Annotated in this window: 6 protein-coding genes; all 6 read left to right on the top strand. The window is 41.3% G+C overall.

The features are described 5' to 3' along the window. Positions 1-58: 58 nt before the first annotated feature. The 6 genes from BLR42_RS05425 to BLR42_RS05385 all read left to right on the top strand — a co-directional run bounded on the left by BLR42_RS05425 (position 59) and on the right by BLR42_RS05385 (position 14291). Positions 59-1129: a LacI family DNA-binding transcriptional regulator gene (locus BLR42_RS05425; RefSeq protein WP_091867255.1), complete on the top strand. Its 1071-nt coding sequence runs from the start codon at positions 59-61 to the stop codon at positions 1127-1129. Positions 1130-1382: 253 nt separating this feature from the next. Beyond that, positions 1383-9593 (top strand): family 43 glycosylhydrolase, encoded by an 8211-nt coding sequence (locus BLR42_RS23495; protein WP_242879209.1) that lies wholly within the window; start codon positions 1383-1385, stop codon positions 9591-9593. A 193-nt stretch (positions 9594-9786) separates the two neighbouring features. Continuing rightward, entirely contained in the window at positions 9787-10521 is a 735-nt protein-coding gene (locus tag BLR42_RS05400; protein ID WP_091867253.1) for a response regulator, read from the top strand. 26 nt (positions 10522-10547) lie between these two features. After that, positions 10548-10964 carry an alanine:cation symporter family protein gene (locus tag BLR42_RS05395; RefSeq protein WP_242879207.1) on the top strand — a complete coding sequence of 139 codons (417 nt, stop codon included), beginning with the start codon at positions 10548-10550 and terminating at the stop codon, positions 10962-10964. Positions 10965-11206: 242 nt separating this feature from the next. Beyond that, positions 11207-11656 (top strand): Hsp20/alpha crystallin family protein, encoded by a 450-nt coding sequence (locus BLR42_RS05390; RefSeq protein ID WP_091867248.1) that lies wholly within the window; start codon positions 11207-11209, stop codon positions 11654-11656. Positions 11657-11786: 130 nt separating this feature from the next. Continuing rightward, the gene (locus BLR42_RS05385; protein ID WP_091867246.1) at positions 11787-14291 is read left to right on the top strand and encodes an EAL domain-containing protein; all 2505 of its coding nucleotides are present in this window, start codon (positions 11787-11789) and stop codon (positions 14289-14291) included. Position 14292 lies beyond the last annotated feature (1 nt).

The following is a 14292-nucleotide window of genomic DNA, read 5'->3' as shown; positions in this document are numbered from 1 at the left end:
TAGTAAAAATGGTAAAATTTAGTAAAAAGTTTGCTTATTCACGGAAAAGGAAATTGCTATGTCCACATTAAAAGAAATTGCAAATGAATGCGGCTTTTCGGTTGCCACTATTTCCAGAGTGCTCAATAGGGATGAGACATTAAATGTTCCGCAAAGTACCAGAGAAATAATATTCGACACTGCCGAAAAACTCAATTATAAAACAAAAAATGCCAAGAAGCAGACCGGTATATCTGTTGATAACGGAGTTTACAGAAGACGATCGACGGATCTTGGAACCAAGAGAATCGGCATAGTTGAGATGCATAGTATCGGAGAATTGCTAGATGATACATATTACATGTATTTGAAGAGCAATGTCGAGAGAATGTGCATGGATAATGGCTTTGAGACTGTAACCATGCAGTTTGATGAAGAAACTGAATCCTACAAGAATGTTGGACAGGACGTTGACGGTATTGTGGCTATCGGCCAGTTTTCCAAGAGAAAAGTGGATGCCATGGCTAAGCTGACAAAACGTGTAGTATTCCTGGATTCTTCACCGGATGCAGTCAGATTCTGTTCCGTTCAGGCTAATTATGAGACTGGCGTAGTTCAGGGATTAAAATATCTGCTTAAGATGGGGCATAGAAAGATTGCTTTTGTTGGGCCGAGCCAGACGCCGGATTCTACAGGGAATGCAGCGCCAGAGATGAGGAGAAGAATCTTTAAGGATTTTGCAAAAAGATATGGTGATGCTTTTGAAGCAATCTATATCGAGACAAATTCTTCCGGTAAGGATGCTGCGGATAAAATCAGGGAATTTGTAGCCGATAAGAAGGCTGGCAAGAAAGACAAAAGACCTACGGCTTATTTTGCCTTTAATGAGACAGCGGCTCTTAATGCTATGAGAGGACTTATACAGTCAGGTATTCAGGTCCCGGAGGATGCCAGCGTACTTGGCTTTAATGATACTGTACTTGCTACTTATACTCAGCCGCAGCTTTCCGGCATTCATATCTATATGGATGAGATGGCTAAGGTTGCAATAAATACACTTAAACAACTGTTTCTTGATGAAACTATGATGCCTATAAGGGTTTTGGTACCTACAGGGCTTTCAGAGCGGGAGAGTGTAAGGAAAATTTGATATTTTTGTAATAACAATAACGGCATGTGGGCAATTTTTTTGCTTGACATGCTGTTTTTTTGCGCACTTAAACGTTATTGGAATTATAGATAAAATTTAAAGTAAAAATTCAGTAAAAATCACGCATTGTTCACAAGTAAAAAATGAAATAAAATTTTACCTATACACTTTACTATGAACCAAAGCAGTTGTAGGGAGCTGCAAAATATAGCCGGACACAGGCAAATGTCCGGAAGTAAAAGGGAGGATAAAAATGAAGAGAAGGAGTTTCTACAAGAGGGGAGCCAGTGCCCTGTTATCGGCATCGGTTTCGGTAGCGACGCTGTTCGGTTCTTTGCCGGGAATGGATGCTAGTCTTACGGCAAAAGCAGCCGGGGGTTCTGTGGACAAAACCATCAGAATCGACACGAAGGATGTATCAACCTTCAATGATACTGATGGTGACGGACTGGGTGAGTTCCAGGGATTTGGAACTTCGCTTTGCTGGTGGGCGAATCGTATCGGTTACAGCGATGAACTAACACAGCAGGCTGCCACATATTTCTTTGATGAGAATGAGGGACTTGGACTTAACATTGGCCGCTATAACGTGGGCGGTGGTGACAATACCTATGATCCCAAGGACCTTGGACAGAAGGTGGAAGTGCCGAGAAATAAAAAAGCTAAGATTCTGACCGCAGACAGAGCAGAGATTCCCTATACAGGATCCAACATGAAATGCGAAGAGAACGGTAAATTCGCAAACTCTAAGTATTTGATTTCCGATGCTGATTTTGGATTTGCAAAAGGAGATAAGGTTGGCAAATTCAATGGAATAGGCTGGATTAATGAGCTTGATGCGCAGCCGGGGCAGGGTGGAAATCTTGTATTTAATTTTAATGCTGCTGATACCGGTGAATATACCGTTAAGATGCTGTTTACTCTTAGTGGTGATAATGGAAGGGGCGTAGGGCTCAGAGTTGACAGAGCGTCAGTAAGCACCGAGACGGTTGAAGTGCCCGCTGAGAATAACGATGCGGAGGCTGAAACAGCTGAAGTTTCTACAGTAGTTATATCTGAGGAGACTGGCGAAGAAGCAGTTTCTCCTTCAAAAGAAAACGCTGAAGAAATAACAAACACTACCGAAGAAACAGGTACTGAAACAGGTTCAGTTACCCCGGAAAATAGTGCTGAGGAAAATACAGGTAATAATGAAACTGCTACCGAAGAAGTAGAGAATACCTCCTTAGAGGAGACTACTGCTCCCGGCAATGATAAAGCTTCAGAGCTAGCTCCTGAGGCAAATGAAGAAAAGGCACAGGTAGAAGAAACAACTGTAACAGAAAATGATACAGTACAGGATTCTGAGGGCGCTGAAGTTGAAACGGCAGGGGATAACGGAAGTGCTGAAGATACTGATGTAATTCCTGAAGCTGAAACCGATTCACTTTCGGAAAACATAGATGTGCAGGAGGAAGTGGAGACTATTTCCGCCCTTAATTCACAGCAGGATGGCGTAGTTACTGAGTACTACAGCGTATCCAAGGACGAGATTAATAAAGATGTAATTGCAACAGGCGGAGATCAAAAGCTTTACAGAGTAACAATGAAAAATGTAAAGCTGACAGAAGGCTCTAACAAGCTTACAATCGGTGGAATAAACAATGACTGGACACTTGATTTTGTTAAGCTTCTTATTGTTAAAAGCGGAGATGAGGGTGTAGTTCCCGAAGGAGCTGATAAGTATGAGGAAAAGATAGATGAGTCATCAAATCCTGATACACCTTTTGCTCATGCAAATCATATCGTGAGATCAGATTCCGTTGTTCCCGGATACTGCAAGGATGTAACAAGAATTGAAGATGTTGAGGATCCTGCAGCTTTTACCAGATATGACGAGGAATGCGGCTTTGCCTGGAATTATGACTGGGATGCAGATAAAAATCAGATAAATGTGTTAAAAGCGGCAATTGCTAAGGTGGGTGCAGATGAATTTATTGCGGAAGCATTTTCGAATTCACCTCCGTATTTCATGACGGTTAGCGGATGCTCTTCAGGTAATGAGGACTCAAATAAGGATAACCTTCGAAGCGATAGTGTTAATGCATTTGCTGCATATATGGCAGACGTAGTTGAGCATTGGAAAGATGAGGGAATCATTTTCCAGAGTGCAACTCCCATGAACGAGCCCTACACAAATTACTGGGGGAAGAACAGTGATAAGCAGGAAGGCTGTCACTTTGACCTTGGCGAGTCACAGTCACGCATTATCACAGCTTTTGCTAATGAGCTTAAAAAGAAAGGAATTACTGATATTGTCCTTTCAGCATCAGATGAGACAAGCATCGATACAGCTATTTCTTCTTATAAGGCACTCTCTGATGAGGCAAAGAATGTTGTTACAAGAATTGATACACATACATATAGCGGAAGTAATCGCAAAGGACTCAGAACTCTCGCCGAAGAAAGCGGAGAGAATCTATGGATGAGTGAGGTTGACGGAGCATTTACCGTAAACGGTGCAGGTGAGATGTCAAGTTCACTTGGATTCTCCGAGAGGCTTATCACAGACCTCAACGGTCTTATGCCTTCAGCATGGATAATATGGGATATTATTGATACTCATATTTCCGATAAAGAAGACATTGCTGCTAATGAGACAGCTTCCAAATATGATGAAGCTTACAATAAGTATGATAATTCAGAGAGCCTTGAAGAGTGGCTTGAGAATAATGATGAGAGTGCAGGCAAGAGCCTTTGGGGTGTTGCTATCGCAGATCACAGCAATCAGAAGGTTGTTCTTACAAAGAAATATTACTCCTTCGGACAGTATTCCAGATATATCAGACCCGGGTATACACTTATGGACTCCGGAAAGAATACAGTTGCTGCTTATGATTCAAAGGGACACAAGCTTGTAATTGTTGCTACAAATGATAAGGCATCAGATAAGAAATGGAAGTTCGATCTCTCTGAGTTCAGATCGATAGGAGAAAATGTTACAGCCATCCGTACAAGCGGATCTCTTGCTAACGGTGAGAACTGGGCTGACGTTTCCGAAAGTGATGATATTAGCGTTGATAAGAGCGGTAAATTCTTCACAGCAACAGCTAAAGGTAACTCCATCACAACTTATATCATTGATGGTGTAAGCGTAAGAAATGGTAACATTAATCCTGAATCTGATATGAGCGCAAAGAAGATTCTTGATTTCTCCTTTGATGAGAACATAAGCGATGCAGCTTCAAATGCCACACTTACCTATTATGAAGCTAATACGGAAACTGAGGAATTTGCAGTATCAACTGGGGATAAGCTTATCGGTGAAGGAGCCCTTAAGCTAGATGGCACAAAGCAGCAATGGATAAACGTTAAGGGTGCTGACGGCAAAAATGTACTTGCCGGTAACGATACAATCACAGTTAATTTCTTTAGTAAGACAAGAAATAATACAGGAACACACTGGGTATTCTATGCAGCTCCAAATGCTGATGCACCGCAGTATCCGAATGAAAAATATTTTGCGGTAATGGATACTAAGGATAATAACCTTGTAGATGTAGAGAGGTATTTCAACAACGGAGGAAGACCTGCTACCACCAATACACCCAATATCGATAATGAGTGGAAGATGGTAACAGTTGTGGCTGACAGTGACAATACTTTCCTGTATATCAACGGTGAGCTTAAGAACACTACTGACAGTAAAGTAGCATTAAGTAATCTTTTCACTGAGAATGGTATTCTTCAGATTGGTAAAGCAAACTGGGGTAGTGGAGAATATAACGATATTCTTATCGATGAACTTTCAGTTTACGATGGCGCTCTGACAGGTGATAAGGTAGCAGATCTTTATGATTATTATCTTGAAAAGATGCCTGCAGAACCCGAAGACGAAGAGGATCCCGGTGTTACTGAAGAGGGCGACAGTAACCTTGTGCTTCACTTTACCTTTGACAGTGAGGAGAAGGGCTTCTCCGGAAGAGGTGCAAAGGCTACTTCCAATGGCGGCTACGAACTCGTTCGTGATGCAGCTGTAGGTAAAAAAGCTATTAAGCTTGGTAATAATCAGTGGCTTGATGTAAAGAGTTCTGATGGCAAGAAGAATGTTCTTGCGGGACTTGACAGCGTAACGATCAATTATTTCAGCGATGTGACTACAAGTGGCACAAGCTGGGCATTTTATGCGGCACCTAATTCCGACACTCAAGTTTCCAAGAAGGAAAAATATCTTGGAATTGCTGATCCGTTAAATAATGGCAAAATCAGAGTTGAACGTTTCTATCTTGAAAACCAGGGAAGACCTGCAACTAATGAGACACCTAAGGTTAATGACTGGAAGATGGTGACTGTAGTTGCTGATAAAAACGATACGCTCCTTTATATTGATGGTGAGCTTAAGAGCAAAGTGGCTTCCGATGCGGATCTTGAAGATATCTTTGGCGGAAATAAGGGTATTCTTCAGATCGGTAAGGCTAACTGGGGCGGCGGCGAGTACTCTGACATGATCATGGATGATCTTGCAGTATTTGACAGAGCTCTTACATCAGAAGAAATTGAAGATCTCTATGAGAACAGAGATGTTGAGAAGGTTGCCTATAAGGAAAGGGCTGAAGTTCAGGAAGAAAAAGATCTTGGAATCAGAGTTACTTCCGTAGAACCCAGATATTCCGAGAAAGTATCTGTTGAACTTGGAAAAGACTATTCACTTCTTCAAAATACAGGTGCAACACTTACTTTTAATAACAATGAAGTTAAGGATGATGCAGTAATTACATGGTATGACGAGGATGGAAACAGAGTTCTTAATACCAAGGACTTCAAGGCAGGAACCTATAAGCTTACAGGAAAACTCTCATACTATGGCAATCCTGTTGTAGATGAAAAGGCTGATCCTTATGTGATCTATAATGAAGATGACGGATATTATTATATGACTTCCTCATGGCCGGCATATTATAACGCTGTAAATGGCTACGACAGAGTGGCTCTTCGCAGAAGTAAAACTCTTGCAGGTCTTTCCGAGGCAGAGGATGTTACGGTATGGAAGGCTCATGAGAGCGGTGAATTAAGCCACCATATATGGGCTCCCGAACTTCATAAGATCGGTTCAGACTGGTATGTATATTTCTCAGGTTGCTGTGACAATGATTACTGGTCAATCAGACCTTATGTACTTCACTGTACAGATTCAGCTGATCTGCTTAATCCTGCAAAGTGGGAGGAAAAAGGAAGATTTGTTAATAAGGATGGTGGATTTGAAGGAGCGTTTGATACATTTTCACTTGATATGACAATGTTCACTGCAGGTGAAAAGAGCTATGTTATCTGGGCATATAAGACCGATGTATCAAAGCTTGCTATGGCAGAGCTTAATACAGATGAGCCCTGGAAGCTTGCATCTGATCCGATTATTATTTCTACTCCCGAATATCCTTGGGAGATGAATGGTGCGCAGAAGATAAATGAGGGACCTGCAGTTCTTAAGAGAGACGGTAAAATATATGTTGCTTTTTCAGGCTCTACAACAGGACCTGAATATTGCGTGGGACTTCTTACAGCAGATGAGGATTCTGATCTTATGAACCCTGACAGCTGGACAAAGAACAGGAAGGCTGTTCTGAAGACTACTGACCTCGAGGGACAGTACGGGCCCGGACATAACAGCTTTACCTTTGATAACAACACAGGTGACATTGTAATTGTTTACCATGCACGTGATGAGGAGTGCTACAACAAGAAATGTGCTTGGGCAGGTATAGATCCTTTGTATGATCCCTGCAGAAATGCAAACATGGCAATTCTCAGATTTAACGCTGAAGGAAAGCCTGTTTTCACAAGTACCGAGGATGTTGAAATGCAGGATCTTGCTGACGATCAGAAGACCTTTAATATGACTGTGGTTGTAGGTTCTTCTATGGAGCAGCTTAAGGAAGATGCTGCAAATGTAACTATTCCTAATACTTCGGATGTAAGAGGAAATATTACTCTTCCGGAGACAGGAAAGAATGGTTCCGAAATAACCTGGAAATCATCTGCTCCTGAAATCGTAACCACTGAAGATAGCGGAAATATCAAAAAAGGTGTTGTAAACAGAACAGATAAGGATGAGAAAGTCACTCTTACAGCAACGTTTACCCTTGGGGATGAGAGCTTTAATAAGACATTTGAGCTTACTGTTAAGGCTAAAGCCGGTGAAAACAAGCTTACCCATTATCTGTTTGCATACTTCACAGGTGAGGGCACAGCAGACGGAGAGCAGATTTACTTTGCAGGAAGCGATGATGGTCTTAACTGGAGCGCAATGAATGACGGATACCCGGTTGTTACATCAACTATGGGTGAAAAAGGCCTTCGTGATCCTTTCATTATCAGATCACCTGAGGGCGATAAGTTTTACATGATTGCTACCGACCTCAATATCAATAAAAATGGTGACTGGGGCAGAGCACAGAATGAAGGAAGTAAGTGCATAATGATCTGGGAGTCCACAGACCTGGTGAACTGGGGCGAGCAGAGAATGGTAGAGGTTGCTGCCGATAATGCTGGATGCACTTGGGCTCCCGAGGCCTTCTATGATGATGAGACCGGCGAATACATTGTATTCTGGGCGTCTATGATTGATGGCTTCCATAAAATTTGGTACGCAACAACAAGAGACTTCTACACCTTCTCGGAACCAGAGGTATGGATTCATGTAAAGGATAAGAACGGAGTCGACAAGAGTATTATTGATACATCCGTAATAGCAGTAGAGGAAAACGGACAGAAAGTATATTACAGACTTTCCAAGTCTGAGTCAGGCGACGCTGCTATTGAAGAAGGTGATCCTGAAAAGGGAAAATATGAGATCCTTGAAAGAGCTACTTCTCTTACAGGAGAGTGGATCAGAGTTAAATCACCTTACCTCAATAATGAACTCGGTGTTGAAGGCGGAACTATTTTCAAGTTCAATGATCAGAATAAATGGTGCATGCTACTTGATGACTATGGTCACGGCGGATATTATCCGAGCGTAACTGACGATATTGGAAGCGGCGAGTTTACAAAGCTTACAGAGGCCGAGTATTCCTTCCCTTCAACCATGAGACATGGAACAGTTATCGGCATTACTGATGCAGAATACAGAGCCGCTGTTGAAAAATGGGGAATCGATACAGTAGAGGAAGAGGATACCTTTGATACAACGCTTTCAGATGCTGCTATTGCACACTTCACCTTTGATGATGAAGAAAAAGGCTTTGCAGGAAAAGGTGCTGTAGCCACAGTGAATAATGGCTATGATGTGGTAGAGCACGGTGATGGAAAGGCTGTTAAGCTTAACAAGGCAGATAAACAGTATCTTACTCTTACAAAAGAGGATGGATCATCACTTCTTTCAGGCCTTAAGTCCTTTAGCGTAAACTATTGGAGTAATTCTGAGGTTAAGAAAGAGACACAATGGCTCTTCTATGCGGCAGAAACAGCGGATGAACCAAAGAATAATTATGAGAAATACATAGGTGTTATAGACCCGCTGTCGAATGATAGTAAGCTTCATGTTGAGAGATATAAAAACAGAGGTGTAAGAAGTGAGGCAAATATTGCTGATATCAGTGCATTTAACAACGAATGGAAGATGGTAACCATAGTATTCTACAAAAAATACACGGAACTCTATGTCAACGGTGAACTCGTAAGTACAGTAGCTGCAACGGCAAGAGCTGATCAGATTCTCGGAAAGAACGCTGTAACACAGATTGGTAAGGCCAACTGGGGAGGCGGAGAATACACAACTGCCATGGTTGATGATTTCAGCCTGTTTAACAGACCTGTTTCCGCAGAGGAAGTAAAGGCTTTATATGAAGGAACAGCAAACCTGGAAGGTTCAAATGAAAACGAGAATCCTTCAGGAGAAGAGGATCCTTCAGGCGAAGAAAAGCCTTCTGAAGAGAAGCCTTCCGAAGAAAAGCCTTCAGAGGGAACACCTGCTGATAGGCCGGAGACAAAAACTGAGTCAGAGCCTGAAACCAAGCCTGCAACCAAGCCCGAAACATCTGAGAGCGGACAGACAACTCAGACTGAAACAACAACTCCTAAGGTTGAGGGGACAGAAGATACTGCAATAGCAGATAATTCCTCAGAGGAGACAATCCCTTCAGTATCAGGAAAAATCAAAAAGATCAAGAAGGGCAAGAATAAGGGTAAGTACCAGCTTGTTCTTAAGGAAGGCGGTGTAGCAAAGGGACTTGTAACCTTCAAGGGCAAGAAATACTTCTTTGATAAGAAGGGACTTGCAAATAAAGGCTTCCACAAGGTTGATGGTAAGAAGTACTACACTGATGCAAAGGGTAAGGTTTATACCGGTTTTAAGAAGATTGGCGGTGCAAAGTACTACTTTGACAAGGATGGAGTGATGCAGACCGGAAAAGTCAAAATAGGAAAGAAAACCTATCATTTTGCCAAGAACGGTAAACTACAGAAGATTACTAAAGAAAAGAAATAATGTTTTAAGCACAAAGTGCCGGTTTCTCGTGAACCGGCACTTTCTTTGTTTATGAAATTTTATAAAATTTTATCAACTATACAAAAATGTCATGCTTATAGAAACGTGGGTTACTATATAATTTTATTATGGAGTAAGTATATGACCAAGACCTGAAAGTAGTATGAGATGATTTTTGGGCGGAGGGATATAAATGAGCAAGATGGAAAAGAGTGTTGTTTTTCTGATGGAAAAATCCAGCATTGTTATAAGCGGGCTGGAAAAGAAAATCAAAGCGGAACGTTTCGAAACAATTTCTATAGTTGAAGATTTTGATAAAATAGATAACTGCGTCAGGGATGCAGCTGTTTTTGTTGTGTATAATCCGCAGGATATTCTTGATGCCAAAAATGGTAAGAAAAACATGATTCTTGTTAAGGATCAGGTCAAGGATCACGATTGCAATATGATCTTTATAGCAGAAGCCGGCGATAAGGAGAAAATGCTTCGTGAGTTTCCTGATCTTATTTCATACAGATGGATGATTCGTCCTGTAGAACCGGAAGCTTTTGTTCTTGCAGTTGAAGAAGAGATGGCATCCTTTATGAAAAGGCTTGAAAAAAGAGTCGAGGAACAGCAGGCTGCCGAGGAAAGAGCGAAAAACGGTGAAGAGGAAGAGGCTGTACTGGGGGATGACAGAGACTCCGTTATGATGCTAAATGAGGCAGAACAGGATGCCAGAAAGAAAATCCTTATAGTTGATGATGACCCTTCCTATGCGGGGATGGTAAAGTCCTGGATTAAGGATAAATATAAAACAGATGTAGTGACTGCCGGAATGCAGGCAATCACATTCCTTTTGAAGAAACCCGTTGATCTTATTCTTCTGGATTATGAAATGCCGGTTGTGGATGGACCGCAGGTGCTTCAGATGCTGAGGCAGGTCTGACTGTAGTAGGTACTGATGATGCAACTTTGGTTGCACATGCTTTTAACCAGGTACTTGGTCGCCCCGGAGAAATATTTGTGGTTATTATAATAACGTTATTTGCATTTACAACTGTTATGGGATGGTCATATTACGGAGCGAAAGTTGTGGAATATCTGATCGGTGTTACGTGGGCGAAAATATACCGATTTATATTTATTATTCTTATGGTCTTTGGAGCTGTAATGGAATCATCTCTTGTCTGGGATATTTCCGATACCTTCAATGGACTTATGATGATACCTAATCTTATAGGCGTTCTTGTTTTATCACCGCTTGTCGTAAAGCTTACACGCAATTATGCGGACAGGAGAGTAAGGGGAAAAGATGTTGCACCTATGCTATCATATAATCGTGATATTCAGTCGGAAGCAATTCGTGCGATAAATAAGGGGGCGTATTAGTGATGATGTCGGTGGTACGATTATAAATATTTCAAAGTGACGAGTCGCCGGAATCCGCATATTTTCTGGTATGCGGATTATTTTTAAAAAATAATTAGCACTCACTTGACAAGAGTGCTAACAAGTGTTATAACAGTTATAGAACAAGGGAACAGAAATAAAGGGAGCAATAATAATTGTAATGACTCCGGTTCCGCTGCTCAAAGTTTATAATTTCATTCATATATAAGGAGGTAATTATTATGTTGATGCCTAGTATTTTTGAGGAGAATTTGTTTGATAACTGGTTCGATTTCCCGATGTTTAATGAGTTTGACAACACCGAGAGGAAGCTCTTTGGCAGGCATGCCGACAGGCTTATGAAGACAGATGTCCATGACAATGAGGATCATTATGAAGTAGATATTGATCTGCCCGGCTTTAAGAAGGAAGATATCAGCCTTGAACTCGACAATGGTTACCTTACCATAAGTGCCACCAAGGGACTTGATAAGGATGAGAAGAACCATAAGGGTAAGATCATCAGACAGGAGCGCTATCAGGGCTCAATGCAGAGAAGCTTCTATGTAGGAGATAACCTTACTGAGGAAGATATCAAGGCAACCTTCAGACATGGCGTACTTAGTCTCAATGTACCTAAGAAAGAACAGGCGAAGGTTCCTGAGAAGAAGACAATAATGATCGAAGGATAAGAGATTGTTATTGATTTATAAATTGTTTATGTATTCTTTAACAATATTTAAACATACATAAGGCTTAGTTAATAATGCACCGGCCCCTAAAGTGGTAGAATTATCTATATCACTAAGGGTCGGTGTTTTTATGACGAAACAGTCGGTACTGCAAAAAATACGTACGGTATTTATATTGCTTAGCGTCATTTGTCTGCTGGTTGCCATCATGTTCCTTCGGCAGTTTGTGACGACTGATGATAATACCTCGATGGATGGTCCTGTTTACAAAGGAGAGGTCCAGCATCGAGTTCTTTTGCTGTCTTCTTATACTTCCCAGTATTACACATTTGAGCCGCAGATAGAGGGACTTAAACAGAGCCTCGATCCTAACGGTATAGAATTTGATGTTATGTTCATGGATGCCAAGAAGCATGCATCCAATGAGGATGTCGAGACTTTTCACAATTACTTTATTCAAAGAGTTAATTTAAAAAATGATTATGATGGCGTTATTCTGGCAGACGATGAGGCTGTTAAATTTGCCATGAAATATAAGGAAGAACTCTTTACGGATATTCCGGTTGTGTTCTTTGGTGTCAACAACATGACACTGGCACAGATGGCTGTTGAGCGCTATGAAATGTATGGCTTTTATGAAAATGATTACCTTACAAATACAATAGAGCTTTCAATGAAGATGATGCCTGATAGAAAAGTATACTATGGCATACATGATAATTCACCTGCCGGCCTTGCAGACATGGTTCTTTATAACCGTGAGAAAAGTAAGCATCCAGACTATACCTTTAATGAGATAAACATAGCTAAAATTCCTTTTGAGAAATTGCATGAAGAATTAAAGGCAATTCCCAATGATGCTGTGCTCATTTATATGACCTGCTTTAAGGATTCATACGGAGTGGTTCATTCCACAAATGAGATGACCAATATTATAACTGCAACTACCAAGGTTCCGATTATGCGCAATTATTCAAGCGGCATGAGTGATGGTGTTCTTGGTAGTGTCGGCATGGATTTTACTGCCCAGGCAAGTTATGTGGGAGCATTGATGGCTGACCTTCTTGCTAACAGACATGCTGATGAGCAGTTCCTTTCAATTGAAACACCCTATACCTCAGAGTTCGACTATCAGCTCATGAAGAAATTCGGTATAGATGAAAAGCTTCTTCCCAAGGATGCTGAAGTATTCAACAGACCTCTGACCTTCTTCGATATGTATGGAAAGATATTCCCGGCTGTTGGAATGATTTTCCTGTCTATGGCATTCCTTCTCATGTCGGCATATGTTACTGTTCTTGTCGGCAGAGCCACCAATCTTGAACTCAGAGAGTCTAAGGAGGAACTTGAAAAAACACAGGAGAAGATCAAGTATCAGGCTGAGCACGATGATTTTCTTGATATTCTTAACAGAAGAAGTGCGGTTGACTATCTTAGAGAACATCTGACAATTAAGCATGTCTATTCGATTCTTATGATAGATATCGACAATTTTAAGGATGTCAATGAAACCTACGGTCACCAGCTCGCCGATGAGATACTTAAGTACCTATCGCTTTCTCTTGAGAAGATTGCTGAGGAGAGAAGTTGGATGATCTCCAGATACGGCGGCGATGAGTTCCTTATCATGGTACCCAAGGAACAGCTTGATGAGAATTCAGATGCAATAAATGAGATTCTTGAACTGTTCAGAACACCGATTCCTGTAGGAGATGAGACAATTATTCTATCCTGCAGTATCGGTATATCTGTTTCCGATGGTTCCACGCTTCCGGATCAGCATATTATAAATGCCGAGATAGCTATGTATGAAGCTAAGCAGCGCGGAAGAAACAAGGCCTTCAGATATTCCGAGGAGATGAAGAAAAAGATCCGTGAGGAAAACAAGATCAAGGCAAAGATCCTGGATGCCTTTGATAACGACGGATTTTACATGGTTTATCAGCCCCAGGTTAATTCCATGACTAAGGAAGTTACAGGATTTGAAGCCCTGGTAAGAATGAAGGAACCCGGCCTTTATCCCAATGTGTTTATACCGATAGTAGAGTCAAGCGGCTGGGTAGGAAGACTCGGAAGAGTAACTACGGAACTTGTTATCAAGCAGCTTGCAGCCTGGAAAGAGGATGGCTATAAACTTCATCCCGTCTCCATAAACTTTTCCAGTAATCAGATTGGCGATACCGGATATGTGGACTTTATCAGAGACCTCCTTTCGCGGTATAATATACCCGGAAAGTACGTTGAGATTGAAATAACTGAGGGGCTTTTCCTTGAGAGAACAGAACAGGCTGATAAATTGTTCCAGCAGTTTAGAGAACTGGGGATAAAACTTCTGATGGATGATTTTGGAACAGGCTATTCTTCTCTTGGATACCTTACATATATTCCGGTAGACTACGTAAAACTGGATAAATCACTTGTGGACAGTTATCTTGTAGAAGGTAAGGAAGCCTTCATAAAGGATGTCATTCAGCTTGTACATGATATCGATAAGCAGGTAATAGTTGAAGGTGTTGAGGAAAAGTGGCAGTTTGAGAAGCTTCGTCTTTTCAGCGCTGACATAATTCAGGGATATTATTTCTGCAGACCTGTTATGCCTGATGAAGCGATTCTGTATGAATTTAAAGAAGATTAAA

The organism is Butyrivibrio sp. INlla16, from assembly GCF_900104155.1.
Taxonomy (GTDB): Bacteria; Bacillota; Clostridia; order Lachnospirales; family Lachnospiraceae; genus Butyrivibrio.
The sequence above is the reverse complement of the archived record's forward strand: the minus strand, read 5'-3'. Positions and strand labels throughout refer to the sequence as shown.